Here is a 17,405-nt window from a genome sequence, read left to right on the forward strand (position 1 = left end):
TGAAGACCACGGGGCGGAACGGATGGTTCCCGGGAACGCGAAAAAGGACCCCTGAGGGTCCTTTTCCGATCTGCTCCCCCGACTGGACTCGAACCAGTAACCCTCCGGTTAACAGCCGAATGCTCTGCCAATTGAGCTACAGGGGATCGCGCTCCCCCGACTGGACTCGAACCAGTAACCTGCCGGTTAACAGCCGGCTGCTCTGCCAATTGAGCTACAGGGGATTGCTGCGGTGCACCGAACGGTCCTGCCCGGGTCCTCCCGGGCGGCGGGCGCTCGCTGCGAGACATACATTAGCGCAAGCAGGGGGGTGCTCCGCCAATCGGTATCGCCGGGACATCCCCAGGGCCCACCAGGGAAGGATCGCAGCGTGCGGTACAAGCTGACGTTCGCCGCGGGTCTCGCGCTCGGTTACGTGATCGGGACGCGCGCCGGGCGCGAGCGGTACGAACGGATGAAGAAGGCAGCCAAGGACTTCGCCCGGAACCCGGCCGTGCGGAACGCCGCCGAGTCCGCCGCCCAGACCGGGCGGCAGTACGCGGGCAAGGCGGCGCACGTGGTCGGCGACAAGGTGGGCGACCGCCTGCCGGCCTCCGTCACCGACCGGGTGTCCGCCCTGCGCGGACGCGTCCACGCCAACGGGCAGGTCACCGAGGACGACGACTGGGGCACCAGCAACACCTGACCCGTAACGGCCCCGCGTGCGGCAGAATCGGGTGTCATGGGGATAGTCGCCGGACTCGACAGTTCTTCGGACGCCACGCGCATCGTCGTCTGTGACACCGACACGGGAGCCGTACTGCGGCAGGGGCATGCCCCGCACCCGGTCGACGCCAAGGCCACCGACGTCGACCCGCAGACCTGGCTGCTCTCGCTCGGGGAGGCCGCGACCGGCGGCCTCCTCGAGGGCGTGGAGGCCATCGGCGTCTCCGCCCAGGCGCACGGCGTCGTGCCGCTCGACGACCGGGGCGGCCTGGTGCGGCCCGCCCTCGTCGGCAACGACAAGCGGGCCCAGGTCGCCGCCGCCGACCTCGTCGAGGCGCTCGGCGGGCGCGACGCCTGGGCCGAGGCCGTCGGCACCGTCCCGCAGGCCGGGCTGCCGATCGCGAAGCTGCGCTGGCTGGCCCGTACCGAACCCGAGCAGGCGCGGCGGATCGCCGCCGTCCTCCAGCCGCACGACTGGCTGGTCTGGCAGCTCCTCGGCCGCCCCGCCCGCCGCACCACCGACCGGGGCGCCGCCTCCGGCACCGGCTACTGGTCCGCCCGCACCGGCGCCTACCGCCCCGACCTCGTCGAGCTGGCGCTCGGGCACTCCGTCGCGCTGCCCGAGGTGCTGGGCCCGGCCGAACCGGCCGGCACCACCCCCGAGGGGCTGCTGATCTCCGCCGGCACCGGCGAGACCATGGCCGCCGCCTTCGGACTCGGGCTCGGCGCCGGCGACGCCGTCGTCTCGCTCGGCGCCTCCGGCTCCGTCATGGCCGTCCACCACGAGGCGCTGGACCGGCCGGGCGCCGCCGTCACCTCGTACGCCGACGCCACCGGCATGCACCTGCCGGTCGTCTCCGTCACCAACGCGGTCAGGACCCTGCGGGGCACCGCCGAGATGCTCGGCGCGGAGTCGCTGGACGAACTGTCCGCGCTGGCCCTGAAGTCCACGCCGGGCTCCTCCGGCCTCGTGTTCCTCCCCTACCTGGAGGGCGAGCGGACCCCGAACCTGCCGCACACCGCCGGCACCCTCACCGGGCTGCGCCGGGAGTCGATGAAGCCCGAACACCTGGCGCGGGCCGCCTTCGAGGGCATGCTGTGCGGGCTCGCCGACGCCCTGGACGTGGTGCGCGGCCGGGGGGTCGAGGTCCGGCGGATCTTCCTGCTCGGCGCGGCGGCCTCGCTGCCCGCCGTCCAGGCCCTGGCGCCCGCGCTGTTCGGCGCGCAGGTCGTCGTCCCCCAGCCGGCCGAGTACGCGGCGCTCGGCGCCGCCCGGCAGGCCGCCTGGGCGCTGGGCGTGGCCCGCGGCACCCTCGGCCCGTCCGCTCCCCCGGCCTGGCAGGGCGCCGCCGCCCAGATCCTGGAGCCGGGCGAGGAACGGCCTGTGGGCCAGGCGGTGCGCCAGCAGTACGCGGCGGCCCGGGAGCAGATCCACCCGGGGGCCTTCGACGCCTGACCGCGGGGCGGGAGGGCCGCGCGCCGGGAGGCCGCGGGGGCGGAAGGGCCGCGGGGCGGTTCGTAAAGTCTTCACCAGGGCTGGGCCGGGGGCCCGAATCCCGGTCGTAACGGTTCGCGTCCTCGGGCGATAGTGGGAACCGTGCTCATAAGACTGCTCCGGACTCATCTGCGGCCCTACCGAAAACCCATCGCCCTGCTCGTCCTGCTCCAGTTCCTGGCGACCTGCGCGAGCCTCTACCTGCCGACCCTGAACGCCGACATCATCGACAAGGGTGTCGTCAACGGGGACACCGGCTACATCCTGCGGTTCGGCGCGCTGATGATCGGCGTCTCCGTGGTCCAGGTGCTGTGCAACGTCGGGGCCGTGTACCACGGCGCGCGGACCGCGTCCGCCGTCGGACGGGACGTGCGCGGTGCCGTGTACGACCGGGTGCAGTCCTTCTCGGCGCGGGAGCTCGGGCAGTTCGGCGCGCCGTCGCTGATCACCCGGACGACCAACGACGTCCAGCAGGTCCAGATGCTGGTGCTGATGGCGTTCACCCTGATGGTCTCCGCGCCCATCATGTGTGTCGGCGGCATCGTGATGGCCCTCGGCCAGGACGTGCCGCTGTCGGGTGTGCTGCTCGCGGTGGTGCCGGTGCTCGGCATCGCGGTGTCGCTGATCGTGAAGCGGATGCGACCGCTCTTCCGGACCATGCAGGAGCGCCTGGACACGGTGAACCGGGTGCTGCGCGAGCAGATCACCGGCAACCGGGTGATCCGCGCGTTCGTGAAGGACGGGTACGAGGAGGAGCGTTTCCGCGGCGCCAACGCCGAGCTGACCGACGTCTCGATGGCGACCGGCCGCCTGATGGCGCTGATGTTCCCGACCGTGATGACGGTCGTGAACGTGTCCAGCGTGGCCGTCGTCTGGTTCGGCGCGCACCGCATCGACAGCGGCGGGATGGAGATCGGCGCGCTGACCGCCTTCCTCGCCTATCTGATGCAGATCGTGATGGCGGTCATGATGGCCACCTTCATGTTCATGATGGTGCCGCGCGCCGAGGTCTGCGCCGAGCGGATCGAGGAGGTCCTGGGGACGTCCACGAGCGTGGTGCCGCCGGCCGAGCCGGTGACGGCGCTGGACCGGCGCGGGCACCTGGAGGTCAGGGCGGCGGACTTCCGCTATCCGGGCGCCGAGGAGTCCGTGCTCCAGGACGTGGAGCTGGTGGCGCGGCCGGGCGAGACCACCGCGGTCATCGGCTCGACCGGCTCCGGCAAGTCGACCCTGCTGGGCCTGGTGCCGCGGCTGTTCGACGTGACCGGCGGCGAGGTGCTGGTCGACGGCGTGGACGTGCGGAGGCTCGACCCGGCGCTGATGGCGCGGACGGTCGGGCTCGTGCCGCAGAAGCCGTACCTGTTCTCGGGGACGGTGGCGTCGAACCTGCGGTACGGCAACCCGGACGCGACCGACGAGGAGCTGTGGCACGCCCTTGAGGTGGCGCAGGCGGCCGACTTCGTCCGGGGCCTGGAGCACGGCCTGGACGCTCCGGTGGCGCAGGGCGGCACCAATGTGTCCGGCGGTCAGCGGCAGCGGCTCGCGATCGCGCGGACGCTGGTCCAGCGGCCGGAGATCTACCTCTTCGACGACTCGTTCTCGGCGCTCGACTACGAGACGGACGCCCGGCTGCGGGCGGCGCTCGCCGAGGAGACCTCGGACGCGACCGTGGTGATCGTCGCCCAGCGGGTGTCGACCATCCGGGACGCCGACCGGATCGTGGTCCTCGACGAGGGCCGGGTCGTCGGCACCGGGCGGCACCACGAGCTGATGGCGGGGAACGAGACGTACCGGGAGATCGTGCTCTCCCAGCTGACCGAGGCGGAGGCGGCCTGATGGCGGGTCCTGGCGGACGCATGATGGCGGGCGGCACCCCCGGTGAGCGGTCCATGGACTTCAAGGGCTCGTCGCAGCGGCTGCTGCGGCAGCTGGCGCCGGAGCGCGGGGCGCTCTGGGTGATGCTGGTCGCCGGCGTGCTGTCGGTGGCCGGCGCGGTGATCGGGCCCAAGGTGCTGGGGATGGCGACCGACCTGGTCTTCGCGGGCGTGGTCGGCCGGCGGATGCCGGAGGGCGTGACGAAGGCCGAGGCGCTGGCGCGGCTGCGGGCGGACGGCGACGGCGGCATGGCCGACATGCTGTCCGGGGTCGACTTCACGCCCGGACGGGGCATCGACTTCGGCGCGGTCGGCGAGGTGCTGCTGGTCGCGCTGGCGGTGTACGTGGTGGCGGGGCTGCTGATGCTGGTCTCCACCCGGATGTCGATCAGGGTGATCAACCGGACCGTGTACCGGATGCGGGAGGACGTACAGACGAAGCTGGCGCGGCTGCCGCTGTCGTACTTCGACAAGGCGAAGCGCGGCGAGGTGCTGTCACGGGCGACCAACGACCTCGACAACGTCGGGCAGACGCTCCAGCAGTCGATGGGCCAGCTCATCAACTCGCTCCTGACGATCGTCGGCGTGCTGGCGATGATGTTCTGGATCTCGCCGCTGCTCGCGCTGGTGGCGCTGGTGACGGTGCCGGTGTCGGTGGTGGTCGCGGCGCGGATCGGGAAGCGCTCGCAGCCGCACTTCGTGCAGCAGTGGAAGTCGACGGGCGCGCTGAACGCGCACGTGGAGGAGATGTACACCGGGCACACCCTGGTGAAGGTCTTCGGGCGGCAGGAGGAGGCCGGGAAGGACTTCCGGGAGCAGAACGAGGCGCTGTACGAGGCCGGGTTCAGGGCGCAGTTCACCAGCGGCCTGATGCAGCCGGTGATGTTCTTCGTCTCGAACATCAACTACGTGCTGGTGGCGGTGGTCGGCGGTCTGCGGGTGGCGAGCGGCACGCTGTCGATCGGTGACGTGCAGGCGTTCATCCAGTACTCGCGCCAGTTCTCGATGCCGCTGACGCAGGTGGCGTCGATGGCGAACCTGGTGCAGTCGGGCGTCGCCTCGGCGGAGCGGATCTTCGAGCTGCTGGACGCCGAGGAGCAGGAGCCGGACGCGCCGGTGTCGGAGAAGCCGCGCGACGTCAAGGGCAAGGTCGCCCTGGAGCACGTGTCCTTCCGCTACGAGGCCGACAAGCCGCTCATCGAGGACCTGTCGCTCACCGTGGAGCCGGGGCAGACGGTCGCGATCGTCGGCCCGACCGGCGCGGGCAAGACGACGCTGGTCAACCTGCTCATGCGGTTCTACGAGGTGACCGGCGGCCGGATCACGCTGGACGGCACGGACATCGCGTCGATGTCCCGGGCGGAGCTGCGCGCCGGGATCGGGATGGTCCTCCAGGACACCTGGCTCTTCGGCGGGACGATCGCGGAGAACATCGCGTACGGCGCCACCCGCGAGGTGACCCGGGCGGAGGTCGAGCGGGCCGCGCGGGCGGCCCACGCCGACCGTTTCGTCCGCACGCTGCCGGAGGGGTACGACACGGTGGTGGACGACGACGGCGCGGGCGTCAGCGCGGGCGAGAAGCAGCTGATCACCATCGCGCGGGCGTTCCTGTCGGATCCGGTGATCCTGGTCCTCGACGAGGCGACCAGCTCGGTCGACACCCGGACCGAGGTGCTGATCCAGAAGGCGATGGCCCGGCTGGCCGAGGGCCGTACGTCCTTCGTGATCGCGCACCGGCTCTCCACCATCCGGGACGCGGACGTGATCCTGGTGATGGAGAACGGCTCGATCGTGGAGCAGGGCACCCACGAGGAGCTGCTGGTCTCGGGCGGCGCCTACGCCCGCCTGTACGCGGCGCAGTTCGCGGCGGCGGTCGCCGAGGTGGACTGAGCGGGATGACCGGGCCGGCGATCGACCCGGTGGTGGCCCGTGCCGCATCATGTGCGGCATGGGTCACGTAACCAACAGTTCCTGGGTGCGTACGGTGCCGGTCCCGCAGGGGCCGCAGGTGCTGCTGTTCAGCGCGGACGGCCGGTGGACCCTGACCGTCAGGGAGGTGGACTAGGGCCTGTCCGGCGGCCATGATCCGCCGGACAGGCCCTAGTCCAGGTAGCCGCGCAGCTGGTCGGCGTAGGTGTGGTCGCGAAGTTTGCCGAGGGTCTTGGACTCGATCTGGCGGATGCGTTCGCGGGTGACGCCGAAGAGCTGCCCTATCTCCTCCAGGGTGCGGGGGCGGCCGTCGTCGAGGCCGTAGCGGAGCTGGACGACCTTGCGCTCGCGCTCGCCGAGGGTGGAGAGGACGTCCTCCAGGTGGCGGCGGAGCAGGAGGAAGGCGGCGGACTCGACGGGCGAGGCGGCGTCGCCGTCCTCGATGAGGTCGCCGAGGTCGACGTCCTCCTCCTCGCCGACGGGGGTGTGCAGCGAGACGGGCTCCTGGGCGAGCCGCAGGACCTCGACGACCCGTTCGGGGGTGAGGTCGAGGTGGGCGGCGACCTCCTCGGGGGTGGGCTCGTAGCCGCGTTCCTGGAGCATGTGGCGCTGGACCCGGATGACCCGGTTGATCAGTTCGACGACGTGGACGGGGACGCGGATGGTCCGGGCCTGGTCGGCGAGGGCCCGGGACATCGCCTGGCGGATCCACCAGGTGGCGTAGGTGGAGAACTTGTAGCCGCGGGCATAGTCGAACTTCTCGACGGCCCTGATGAGGCCGAGGTTGCCCTCCTGGACGAGGTCGAGCATGGTCAGGCCGCGGCCGACGTACCGCTTGGCGACGGAGACGACGAGGCGGAGGTTGGCCTCGATGAGCCTGCGCTTGGCGATCCGGCCGAGGACGACGAGCCGGTCGAGGTCGTACGCGAGCTGCGAGTCGAGGTCGGGGGTGAGGGCCAGTTTCTCCTCGGCGAAGAGGCCGGCCTCGACGCGGCGGGCCAGTTCGACCTCCTCCGCCGCGCTGAGGAGGGGGATGCGGCCGATCTCGCGGAGGTACTGGCGGAAGAGGTCGGCGGAGGGGCCGTTGCCTCCCGGATCACCGGTGCGGCGCCGCTGGGCGGGGACCTCGTGGAGCGGGGGCAGTTCGTCCGGTTCGGTGGTCTGGATCTCGGTCTGCACGGCGGGCGACCTCCAGGAGGGGGCGGAACGGCACCGTCACCCCGCCCAGTGTGGGGTACGACACATCGCCGCCACGAGGGGCGTGCGGTGACTTTTTGGTTCCGCGCGGTGACCGACCGTGCTGTTACAGGGCGGCCGCGCCGTGGTTGCGGAGGGACTGCCCGTACTGGGTGAGGACCCAGAGCTCGTTCTGGACGGCGGCGAGCCGCTCGGCGTCGCCGTGGGCGCCGAGGCGGGCGAGGCTGCCCTGGACGTCGCGGATGCGCCGGTCGACGGCGCGGAGGCGGACCTGGACGAGCTGGGCGCCCGCGTACACCTCGTCGATGGTCTTGGCGAAGATCGTCTCGACGGCGAGTTCGGTGACGAGGGCGCGGACCGTGTCGTTCGGCGCGGCCTCGCGAACGGCGTCGAGGTAGTCGGCGGGGGCCCCGTCGGCGCCGCCGGCGTCCTGGACGCACTGGCGGACGGCGGCGTAGGGCGGGGCGGTGAACTCGTCGATGCCGTAGGCGTCGAAGGCCGGGGAGACGAGGGCCGGGTACTGGAGGGCGAGCTTGAGGAGTTCGCGCTCGGTGCGGTGGGCGGGGCTGCGCAGGTTGAGCGCGGGTCCGGCGGGGCCGCTGGGCGCCTGGACGTCGTCGTACGAGCGCTGCTGCCGGCCGTCGCCGCGCCCGCCGCGCTGCGGGCCGCCGCCCTGCTCCTTGCCGCCGCCGCGCTGCCAGCGGGCGATCTGGGCGACCCGGCGGACGACGAACTGGGTGTCGAGGATGCCGACGAGGCCGGCGAGCTGGACGGCGACCTCGTGCTGCGAGGCCACGTTCTTGATCTTGGCGACGACGGGGGCGGCCTCGTCGAGGGCGGCGGCCCGGCCCGCCGGGGTGTCGAGGTCGTACCGGTTGACGATCTGGCGGAGGGCGAACTCGAAGAGGGGGGTGCGGGGCTCGACGAGGTCGGCGACGGCGTCGTCGCCCTTGGCGAGGCGCAGTTCGCAGGGGTCCATGCCGTCGGGGGCGATGGCGATGTACGTCTCGGCGGCGAACTTCTGGTCGTCCTCGAAGGCGCGCAGGGCGGCCTTCTGGCCGGCCGCGTCGCCGTCGAAGGTGAAGATCACGCGGGCGGAGCCGTTGTCCATGAGGAGCCGGCGGAGGATCTTGATGTGCTCGCCGCCGAAGGCGGTGCCGCAGGTGGCGATGGCGGTGGTGACGCCGGCCAGGTGGCAGGCCATGACGTCGGTGTAGCCCTCGACGACGACGGCCCGGCTGGTCTTGGCGATCTCCTTCTTGGCGAGGTCGATGCCGTAGAGGACCTGGGACTTCTTGTAGACCGGGGTCTCGGGGGTGTTGAGGTACTTGGGGCCGTTGTCGTCCTCGCGCAGGCGGCGGGCGCCGAAGCCGACGATCTCGCCGCCGACGTCCCTGATGGGCCACATGAGGCGGCCGCGGAAGCGGTCGATGGGGCCGCGGCGGCCTTCCTGGGAGAGGCCGGAGACGATCAGTTCCCTGTCGGAGAAGCCCTTGCCGCGGAGGAAGCGGGTGAGGTGGTCCCAGCCGGCCGGGGAGTAGCCGACGCCGAAGTGCTCGGCGGCGGCCTGGTCGAAGCCGCGCTCGGCGAGGAACGCGCGGCCGATCTCGGCCTCGGGGGAGGCGAGTTGGCCGGCGTAGTACTCGGCGGCGATCTTGTGGGCCTCGATCAGGCGGATGCGCTCGCCGCGCTGGTGGCCGGGGTTGTAGCCGCCCTCCTCGTAGCGGAGGGTGATGCCCGCCTTGGCGGCGAGGCGCTCGACCGTCTCCGAGAAGGAGAGGTGGTCGATCTTCATCACGAAGGCGATGGTGTCGCCGCCCTCCTGGCAGCCGAAGCAGTGGAAGAGTCCCTTGCTGGGGCTGACCTGGAAGGAGGGCGACTTCTCGTCGTGGAAGGGGCAGAGACCCTTGAGGTTCCCGCCGCCGGCGTTGCGGAGCTGGAGGTACTCGGACACCACGGAGTCGATCGGGACCGCGTCCCGGACCGCCTTCACGTCGTCATCGTTGATCCTGCCTGCCACGCGTAGAGTCTACGGCTCGTTCGAACGGTTCAGAGCAGGCTCTCCAGGGCCACGGCCGGGTCGCCGAGGGCGTCCGGGTCCACGGTGGCGCGGGAGCGGATGAGCTTCTGGATCGGGTCTGTGACGTCCCACACGTTCACGTTCATGCCGGCGATCACCCGGCCCTCGTGCAGCCAGAAGGCGATGAACTCGCGCTTGCCGGTGTCGCCGCGGACCACGACCTGGTCGTACGAGCCGGGCGGGGCCCAGCCGGAGTACTCCATGCCGAGGTCGTACTGGTCGGTGAAGAAGTACGGGACCCGGTCGTAGGAGACGTCCTGGCCGAGCATGGCGCGGGCGGCGGCGGGGCCGCCGTTGAGGGCGTTGGCCCAGTGCTCGACGCGGATGCGGTGGTGGAGGGCGGGGTGCTCGAAGGCGGCGACGTCGCCGGCGGCGTAGATGTCGGGGTCGGAGGTGCGCAGCGAGGCGTCGACGGCGATGCCGCCGCCGTCGGCGCGGTCGACGAGGGCGAGGCCGGCGTTCTCGGCGAGGACGGCGCGGGGGGCGGCGCCGATGGCGACGAGGACGGCGTGGGCGGGGTGCTCCTCGCCGTCGTCGGTGCGGACGGCGAGGACCATGCCGTCCTGGCCGGTGATCTCGGTGATGCGGGCGCCGAAGTGGAAGCGGACGCCGTGCCCGGTGTGGAGGTCGGCGAAGAGCTGGCCGAGCTCGGGGCCGAGGACGCGGTGGAGCGGGGTGGGGTCGGCCTCGACGACGGTGACCTCGGCGCCGTAGGTGCGGGCGGCGGCGGCGACCTCCAGGCCGATCCAGCCGGCGCCGGCGATCACCAGGTGGCCGTTGTCCCGGCCGAGGGCCTTGAGCTCGTCGCGGAGCCGCTCGGAGTGGGAGAGCCGGCGCAGGTGGTGGACGCCGGCGAGGCCGGTGCCGGGGATGTCGAGGCGGCGGGGCTCGGAGCCGGTGGCCAGGAGCAGCTTGTCGTAGCGGATGACGGTGCCGTCGCCGAGGCGGACGGTGCGGGCGTCCCGGTCGACGGCGGTGACGGTCTGGCCGAGGTGGAGCTCCACGTCGTGGGCGGCGTACCAGGCGGGTTCGTGGACGAGGGTGGAGTCCCGGTCCTTCTTGCCGAGGAGGTAGCCCTTGGAGAGCGGGGGGCGTTCGTAGGGGTGGTCGCGCTCGTCGCCGATGAGGATCACCCGGCCGTTGAAGCCCTCCGCGCGGAGCGTCTCCGCCGCCTTGGCGCCGGCCAGGCCCCCGCCGACGATGACAAAGGTCTGATCTGCGTCGACCACGTTGATTCCTCCTCGTTGCGACCGGTTCTCTACGCTACGCCTCCGGGCCGGGCCCGGGCGGCACCGCCCCTGGACGTGCATGCGAGGGTCCCGCACGGCGCCGGAAGGCGAAAGAGGGCCCGCGATCCCTACGTTCGCGGGGTGCGGAGGTCGCTGTGGAGGGCGCGGGCGGAGGCGTCGGTGAGAGAGGCGATCTGGTCGACGATCACCCGCTTGCGGGAACGGTCGTCGGGCGCGGCGGCGAAGAGGGCGCGGAACTGCGGTTCGAGTCCGTCGGGGGCGCGGGCGACGAGCGCCTCGGCGAGTTCGGCGACGACGATCCGCTGGTCGGCGCGGAGCGCCTCCTGTTCGGCGCGCTGCATGACGTACCGGTCGGCGACGGCCTTGAGGACGGCGCACTCGTTGCGGGTGGCGCGGGGGACGACGAGTTCGGCGCCGTAGCGGGTGAGGCGGCCGGTGCCGTACGCCTGGCGGGTGGCGCCCTCGGCGGCGAGGCAGAAGCGGCCGATGAGCTGGCTGGTGGCGTCCTTGAGGCGGGCCTGGGCGGTGGCGGAGCCGTCGTAGCCGTGCGGCCACCACTCCTGGTCGACGAGCCGGTCGAGGGCTTCGGCGAGTTCGGCGGGGTCGGTGTCCTCGGGGACGTAGCGGCCGATGGCGACGGCGAAGACGTCGGCGCGCTCGGGCTCGGCGTAGAGGAGGTTGGGGTCGATGTGGCCGGCGTGCAGGCCGTCCTCGAAGTCGTGGACGGAGTAGGCGACGTCGTCGGACCAGTCCATGACCTTGGCCTCGAAGCACTTGCGCTGCTCGGGGGCGCCGCGCCGGATCCACGCGAAGACGGGCAGGTCGTCCTCGTACACGCCGAACTTGGGCGAGCCGGGGTCGCTGGGGTGGCCGCCGCGCGGCCAGGGGTACTTGGTGGCGGCGTCGAGGGCGGCGCGGGTGAGGTTGAGGCCGACGCTGACCGGTTCTCCGTCGGGGCCGGTGACGAAGCGCTTGGGCTCGATGCGGGTGAGGAGGCGGAGCGACTGGGCGTTCCCCTCGAAGCCGCCGCAGTCCTTGGCGACGTCGTTGAGCGCCTGCTCGCCGTTGTGCCCGAAGGGCGGGTGGCCCATGTCGTGGGAGAGGCAGGCGGCTTCGACCAGGTCGGGGTCGCAGCCGAGGGCGGCGCCGAGCTCGCGGCCGACCTGGGCGCATTCCAGGGAGTGGGTGAGCCGGGTGCGGGGGCTGGCGTCCCAGGCGTGCCCCCGGGTGCCCGGGGTGACGACCTGGGTCTTCCCGGCGAGCCGGCGCAGGGCGGCGGAGTGCAGCACGCGGGCGCGGTCGCGCTGGAAGGCCGTCCGGCCGGGGCGCTTGTCGGGCTCGGCCGCCCAGCGCTCGGTGGCGGTCGGGTCGTACCCGGGGGTCTCGCTGGTTCCGTCGTAGCCTGCCATGCCTCGACGGTAACCGGAGGGACCGACAAAAGGGTTCAGATGGCCGCGAGTTCCCGCGCGGGGGTGGCGGGGCTGCCGGTGCGGGCCCGGGCGGCACCGTCGTAGCGATGCAGGACGAGGCGGGCGAGGGCCGGGTGGGCGCCGAGCGGGTCGGCGGCGATCCAGGGGGCGTGGGCGGCGGCGCGGGCGGCGAAGAGGCCGGGGGCGGTGAAGCAGGAGGCGACGGCGACCCGGTGGCGGCCGCGGGCGGTGAGGGCGGCGACGGCCTCGGGGACGGTGGGGGCGGCGGCGGAGGCGTAGGCGGCGACGACGGGCACCCCGCCAAGGCGGTCGCCGAGGGCGGCGCCGATCCGGCGGAGGGTGGCGGCGGAGCGGGGGTCGCGGGAGCCGGCGGAGGCGAGGACGACTCCGGTGGCGGCGGAGGCGGAGTCGCCGGGGGTCCAGCCGGCCTCGGCGAGCCGGTCGGCGAGGGCCTCGACGAGGAGGGGGTGCGGGCCGAGCGGCGCGGCGGCGCGGGCGCGCAGGCCGGGGACGGCGGCGAGGGCGGCAGGCAGGTCGTGGGTGACGTGGTACCCGGGGGCCAGGAGGAGCGGTACGAGGACGGCCTCGCGGCCCTCGGCGGCGAGCGCCGTGAGGGTGTCGTCGAGGAGCGGCGCGTTCAGCTCGATGTGGGCGAGGCGGACGTCGAGGCGGGGGCGGAGCTCGCGGACGCGGTCGAGGAGCCGGGCGAGGGTGGCACGCGCGCGGGGGTCGCGGCTGCCGTGCCCGACGGCCACGAGGGCGGGGGCGGGGCGGTGACCGGGGAGCTGCGTGAACGACTGCATGGGCGGCGTACCTCCTGCTCGGGCTTCCCCGCCGGGGCGTCGAACGGACGCACCTGGCGGAGCTGGAGTCCGAGCTGCCGCGCGATCCGCCCCAGCAGGGCGCCGGCGTCCGCGAACATGCTGTCCGGCTCCGTCATGGACCGATCCTGACCCCGGCACGTTGCCTGCCCGTTGCGTGCCGGTCACGGCTGACGTCCATGACGGCCCCCGGTTGTTTCCCGGGCCTCACGCGCGCGTGGCGGGGGGTGTCAGGGGGCGAGCCAGACGCGGAGGGGGCCGAGCTCCGTGAGACCGGCGGCGAGAGCGGCGGTCAGGTCGTCGCCGGACTCGTAGCCGACGACGGGGAGGGCGGGGTCGGCCGCGGCGAGGGCGGCGGCCCAGACGGCGGCCGGGTCGGTGCCGTCGGCGGCGAAGAGGTTGGAGACGCCGGTGGCCCCGGCACCGGTGGAGAGGACGGCTCCGCCGAGGATCCGCCCGCCGGGGCCGGGGACGGTGAGGAGGGTGACGGCCGGGTCGTCCAGGAGGGCCGGGCGGAAGAGCGCCGCCTCGTCGGCGTCGCCGCCGCTCCAGGCGTGCGCCCAGGCGGCGAGGGCCTCGGGGGTGTCGGCGCGGGTCCAGGCGGGGCCGGGGTCGGCCGCGGGTCCGGCCGGGCGGCCGATCCAGGTGGCGTCGAAGAGCTTCCGGAAGCCCTCGGGGGCGAGGTCGAGGCGGGCGTACGAGTCCTTGACGGAGGCGCCGGGCGCGGTCAGGTCGATGACCGTGACGACGTCGGCGGCGGTCGCGTCCGCCGTGAGGGAGACGGCGTCGGGGTAGTAGAGCGGGGTGCGGCGGGGACTGGACCAGGCGCGGGGTCCGGTGGCCGTGGTGAGGCCGTGGGCGCGGCACATGCCCGCGCACCAGGCGGCGTTGTTCCGCACCGCGGCGGTCAGCAGCTCGTCGTTGATCACCGCCGGATCGTACGGAAGGCGCACCCCTCTCCTCCCCCCTTTTTTCATTCCGAATCACGGAATATCTTTTCCACTATGAGAATGTCCCCCGCGTCGCTCCCCCGGCGCGTCGCCGCCGAGTTCACCGGCACCGCCGCCCTCGTCGCCGTGATCGTCGGCTCCGGCATCCGCGCCGACTCCCTCAGCCAGGACATCGGGGTCCGGCTGCTCGCCAACGCCACCGCCTCCGCCCTCGGCCTCGGGCTGCTGATCGCGCTCCTCGGACCGCTCTCCGGCGCCCACTTCAACCCCGTCGTCACCCTCTCCGAGTGGTGGTCGCGCCGCCGCGAACCGCACGGCGGCCGCGAGGTCCTGGCCTATGTCGCCGCCCAGGTCGCCGGCGCCGTCACCGGCGCGCTGCTCGCCGAGGCGATGTTCGGCCGCGCGCCCGGCTCCTGGTCCACCGAACCGCGCGCCGCGCTCCACCTGCTGCTCGGCGAGGCGGTCGCCACCGCCGGGCTCGTCCTCGTCGTCCAGGGCCTGCGCCACATCGGCCGCCCCCAGCTCGCCCCGGTCGCCGTCGCCGGCTACATCGGCGCGGCGATCTGGTTCACCTCCTCCGGCTCCTTCGCCAACCCGGCGGCCACCGTCGGCCGCTCCCTCACCGACTCGTTCACCGGCATCGCCCCCGCCTCCGTGCCCGCCTACGCCGCCGCCCAGCTCCTCGGGATGCTGCTCGGCATGGGCCTGGCGAGTGTGCTGTACGGCACGGATCGGGCGGCGGCCGAACCGAAGGGGGCGACAGCGCGTCGGACGGGGTGACAGACCGTCCCCGTCCCCGCCCCCTGGAGGCACAGCAGATGCAGGTCCGGTTCCCCCGCACCGTCCGGGCCCGCCGCCGGGCCGTCCAGGCCGTGATGGCGGCGGCGGTCCTCGCCCTCCTCCCCGCGACCTGGATGCACACCGCCGCCGCGGGCAGGCTGCGGACGACCGCGGACGTACCGGCCCGGGACGTCGCCGTCGTCTTCGGCGCCGGCCTGTGGAAGGGGCGCCCGACGCCGTACCTCGCCCACCGGCTCGACACCGCCGCCGAGCTGTACCGCACCGGCAAGGTGAAGGTCCTCCTCGTCACCGGCGACAACAGCAGGACCGAGTACGACGAGCCCGGCGCCATGCGCGCCTACCTGGCGGCCCGGGGCGTCCCGGACGAGAAGGTCGTCAGCGACCACGCCGGCTTCGACACCTGGGACAGCTGCGTCCGCGCCCGGAAGGTCTTCGGCGTCGAGCGGGCCGTCCTCGTCACCCAGGACTTCCACATCAAGCGGGCCGTCGCCCTCTGCGAGCGGGCCGGGGTGGCCTCGTACGGCGTCGGGGTCGCCGAACCGCACGACGCCACCTGGTACTACGGCACGACCCGGGAGCTCTTCGCCGCCGGGAAGGCCGCCCTCGACGCGGCCGTCCGCCCCGACCCGCGCTTCCTCGGCCCGCGCGAGCCCGGCGTCACCGAGGCGCTCGCCTCACCCCGCATCACGCCGTGACCTGAGCGGAGAGCACCGCGCCCGTAATACGGAACGCCGCCGCCCGTAACACGCCCGACGCACCCTTGACGGCATGTCCGACGCCACCGCGGTCCCCACCCACTGCCCCTACTGCGCCCTGCAGTGCGGCATGAGGCTCCGCCCGACCGGTACGGCGGAGCTGCCCGCCGAGGTGGTCGAGCGGACCGACTTCCCCGTCAACCGGGGCGCCCTGTGCGGCAAGGGCCGCACCGCCCCCTCCGTACTCTCCTCCCGGGTCAGGCTCACCGAGCCCCTGGTCCGCAGCCCTGACACCGGGGCGCTCGAACCCGCCTCCTGGGAGGAGGCCCTCTCCGCCGTCGCCGAGGGCCTGCGCCGGACCCGCGCCGGCCACGGCCCCGACGCCGTGGGGGTCTTCGGCGGCGGCGGGCTCACCAACGAGAAGGCGTACACGCTCGGCAAGTTCGCCCGGCTCGTCCTCGCCACCTCCCAGATCGACTACAACGGGCGCTTCTGCATGTCCTCGGCCGCCGCCGCCCACCAGCGGGCCTTCGGCCTCGACCGGGGCCTGCCCTTCCCGCTGGAGGACATCCCGAGGACCGGCTGCGTGGTCCTCGTCGGCTCCAACCTGGCCGAGACCATGCCCCCCGCCCTGCGCTACCTCACCGAGCTGAGGGAGAACGGCGGCAAGCTGATCGTCGTCGACCCCCGGCGCACCCGCACCGCCGAGCACGCCGACCTCCACCTCGCCCCCCGCCCCGGCACCGACCTGGCGCTCGCCCTCGGCCTGCTCCACCTCGTCGTCGCCGAGGGCCGCGTCGACGAGGAGTTCGTCGCGGAGCGCACCTCCGGCTGGGAGGGCGCCCGGGCCGGCGCCATGGCCCACTGGCCCGAGCACGTCGAGCGGATCACCGGCGTCCCCGTGCCCGCCCTCCGCGAGGCCGTCGCGCTGTTCTGCGACGCCGAGAACGCCATGGTGCTCACCGCCCGCGGCCCCGAGCAGCAGTCCAAGGGCACCGACACCGTCGGCGCCTGGATCAACCTCTGCCTCGCCACCGGACGGGCCGGCCGGCCGCTCTCCGGCTACGGCTGCCTCACCGGCCAGGGCAACGGCCAGGGCGGCCGCGAGCACGGCCAGAAGGCCGACCAGCTGCCCGGCTACCGCAAACTGGACGACCCCGCGGCCCGCGCCCACGTCGCCGGCGTGTGGGGCGTCGCCCCCGAGACCCTGCCCGGACCCGGGCGGAGCGCGTACGAGCTCCTCGACGCGCTCGGCGGCGACGTGAAGGCGCTGCTCCTCATGGGCTCCAACCCGGTCGTCTCCGCGCCGCACGCCGCCCACGTCGAGGACCGGCTCCGCTCGCTCGACTTCCTCGCCGTCGCCGACGTCGTCCTCTCCGAGACCGCCGCCCTCGCCGACGTCGTCCTGCCGGTGACCCAGTGGGCCGAGGAGACCGGCACCATGACCAACCTGGAGGGGCGGGTGCTGCTGCGCCGGCGCGCCCTCACCCCGCCGCCCGGGGTCCGCACCGACCTGGAGGTGATGCACGCGCTCGCCGCGCTCCTCGGCTGGGAGAAGGGCTTCCCCACCGACCCCGAGGAGGTCTTCGACGAGCTGCGCCGCGCCTCCGCGGGCGGCCCCGCCGACTACTCCGGCATCAGCTACCGGCGGATCGAGGAGGAGCGGGGCGTCTTCTGGCCCTGCCCCGAGACCGCGCCCGGCGAGGACGACCACACGGGCACCCCCCGGCTCTTCCTCGACCGGTTCGCGACCCCCGACGGGCGGGCCCGCTTCGTGCCGGTGACGCACCGGCCGGCCGCGGAGGAGACCGACGCCGAGTACCCGGTGGTGCTCACCACCGGCCGGGTGGTCTCCCAGTACCAGTCCGGGGCGCAGACCCGGCGGGTGCCCGAGCTGAACGCCGCCGCGCCCGGCCCCTTCGTGGAGCTGCACCCGCGGCTCGCGGAGCGGCTCGGGGTCGCGGAGGGCGAGCCGGTGACGGTGGTGTCGCGGCGCGGGCGGGCGGTGGCGCCGGCCCGGATCACCGGCGCGATCCGCCCGGACACCGTCTTCATGCCCTTCCACTGGTACGGGGAGGGCAGGGCGAACGCCCTGGTGAACCCGGCGCTCGACCCGGTCTCCCGGATGCCCGAGTTCAAGGTGTGCGCGGTCCGTCTGGAGCGGGCCGCCGGCTGACC

At 73.6% G+C, this 17,405-nt stretch carries 12 protein-coding genes, 2 tRNA genes and 1 pseudogene; 7 read left to right on the forward strand and 8 right to left on the reverse strand.

All coding sequences use genetic code 11. The annotated features are described in order from the left end of the window. Positions 1–73 precede the first annotated feature (73 nt). Together ACIGHB_RS21955 and ACIGHB_RS21960 are read right to left on the reverse strand one after the other, a co-directional pair. Positions 74–146: transfer RNA gene (locus tag ACIGHB_RS21955), tRNA-Asn, on the reverse strand. A gap of 5 nt (positions 147–151) precedes the next feature. Beyond that, positions 152–224: transfer RNA gene (locus ACIGHB_RS21960), tRNA-Asn, on the reverse strand. A 146-nt stretch (positions 225–370) separates the two neighbouring features. On the opposite strand from ACIGHB_RS21960, the gene ACIGHB_RS21965 reads away from it, so the two are divergent. The 4 genes from ACIGHB_RS21965 to ACIGHB_RS21980 all read left to right on the forward strand — a co-directional run bounded on the left by ACIGHB_RS21965 (position 371) and on the right by ACIGHB_RS21980 (position 5,964). After that, on the forward strand, positions 371–685 hold the full coding sequence (locus tag ACIGHB_RS21965; RefSeq protein ID WP_399915255.1) for a YtxH domain-containing protein: 315 nt from the start codon (positions 371–373) through the stop codon (positions 683–685). A 36-nt stretch (positions 686–721) separates the two neighbouring features. Then, positions 722–2,161 carry an FGGY family carbohydrate kinase gene (locus ACIGHB_RS21970; protein WP_360307666.1) on the forward strand — a complete coding sequence of 480 codons (1,440 nt, stop codon included), beginning with the start codon at positions 722–724 and terminating at the stop codon, positions 2,159–2,161. Positions 2,162–2,302: 141 nt separating this feature from the next. Further along, positions 2,303–4,036, forward strand: a complete 1,734-nt coding sequence (locus ACIGHB_RS21975; protein ID WP_399915257.1) for an ABC transporter ATP-binding protein — start codon at positions 2,303–2,305, stop codon at positions 4,034–4,036. Continuing rightward, complete coding sequence (locus tag ACIGHB_RS21980; RefSeq protein ID WP_399915259.1) at positions 4,036–5,964, forward strand: ABC transporter ATP-binding protein; 1,929 nt, start codon at positions 4,036–4,038, stop codon at positions 5,962–5,964. Before ACIGHB_RS21975 ends, ACIGHB_RS21980 begins: the two co-directional genes overlap by 1 nt. 210 nt (positions 5,965–6,174) lie before the next feature. Here ACIGHB_RS21980 and ACIGHB_RS21985 read toward each other — a convergent pair. From ACIGHB_RS21985 to ACIGHB_RS22010, 6 genes and pseudogenes are all read right to left on the reverse strand, one after another. Then, positions 6,175–7,185: pseudogene (locus ACIGHB_RS21985) on the reverse strand (RNA polymerase sigma factor); the annotation flags it as partial. A 121-nt stretch (positions 7,186–7,306) separates the two neighbouring features. Then, on the reverse strand, positions 7,307–9,220 hold the full coding sequence (dnaG, locus tag ACIGHB_RS21990; protein ID WP_360307652.1) for a DNA primase: 1,914 nt from the start codon (positions 9,218–9,220) through the stop codon (positions 7,307–7,309). Positions 9,221–9,249: 29 nt separating this feature from the next. Further along, positions 9,250–10,509 carry an FAD-dependent oxidoreductase gene (locus ACIGHB_RS21995; protein ID WP_360307649.1) on the reverse strand — a complete coding sequence of 420 codons (1,260 nt, stop codon included), beginning with the start codon at positions 10,507–10,509 and terminating at the stop codon, positions 9,250–9,252. A gap of 128 nt (positions 10,510–10,637) precedes the next feature. After that, positions 10,638–11,939, reverse strand: coding sequence for a deoxyguanosinetriphosphate triphosphohydrolase (locus ACIGHB_RS22000; RefSeq protein WP_399915262.1), 1,302 nt, complete (start codon positions 11,937–11,939; stop codon positions 10,638–10,640). 35 nt (positions 11,940–11,974) lie between these two features. Continuing rightward, positions 11,975–12,763 (reverse strand): sirohydrochlorin chelatase, encoded by a 789-nt coding sequence (locus tag ACIGHB_RS22005; protein WP_399915264.1) that lies wholly within the window; start codon positions 12,761–12,763, stop codon positions 11,975–11,977. A gap of 248 nt (positions 12,764–13,011) precedes the next feature. Beyond that, the gene (locus tag ACIGHB_RS22010) at positions 13,012–13,710 is read right to left on the reverse strand and encodes a hypothetical protein (protein ID WP_399915266.1); all 699 of its coding nucleotides are present in this window, start codon (positions 13,708–13,710) and stop codon (positions 13,012–13,014) included. A 75-nt stretch (positions 13,711–13,785) separates the two neighbouring features. On the opposite strand from ACIGHB_RS22010, the gene ACIGHB_RS22015 reads away from it, so the two are divergent. The 3 genes from ACIGHB_RS22015 to ACIGHB_RS22025 all read left to right on the forward strand — a co-directional run bounded on the left by ACIGHB_RS22015 (position 13,786) and on the right by ACIGHB_RS22025 (position 17,403). Then, the gene (locus tag ACIGHB_RS22015) at positions 13,786–14,511 is read left to right on the forward strand and encodes an aquaporin (protein ID WP_360307637.1); all 726 of its coding nucleotides are present in this window, start codon (positions 13,786–13,788) and stop codon (positions 14,509–14,511) included. Between the two features lie 38 nt (positions 14,512–14,549). Further along, positions 14,550–15,227 (forward strand): ElyC/SanA/YdcF family protein, encoded by a 678-nt coding sequence (locus tag ACIGHB_RS22020; RefSeq protein WP_360307634.1) that lies wholly within the window; start codon positions 14,550–14,552, stop codon positions 15,225–15,227. A 73-nt stretch (positions 15,228–15,300) separates the two neighbouring features. Beyond that, positions 15,301–17,403 carry a molybdopterin oxidoreductase family protein gene (locus tag ACIGHB_RS22025; protein ID WP_399915269.1) on the forward strand — a complete coding sequence of 701 codons (2,103 nt, stop codon included), beginning with the start codon at positions 15,301–15,303 and terminating at the stop codon, positions 17,401–17,403. The last annotated feature ends 2 nt before the right edge of the window (positions 17,404–17,405 follow it).

Source organism: Streptomyces sp. NPDC085460 (genome assembly GCF_044541975.1).
Lineage (GTDB): Bacteria > Actinomycetota > Actinomycetes > Streptomycetales > Streptomycetaceae > Streptomyces.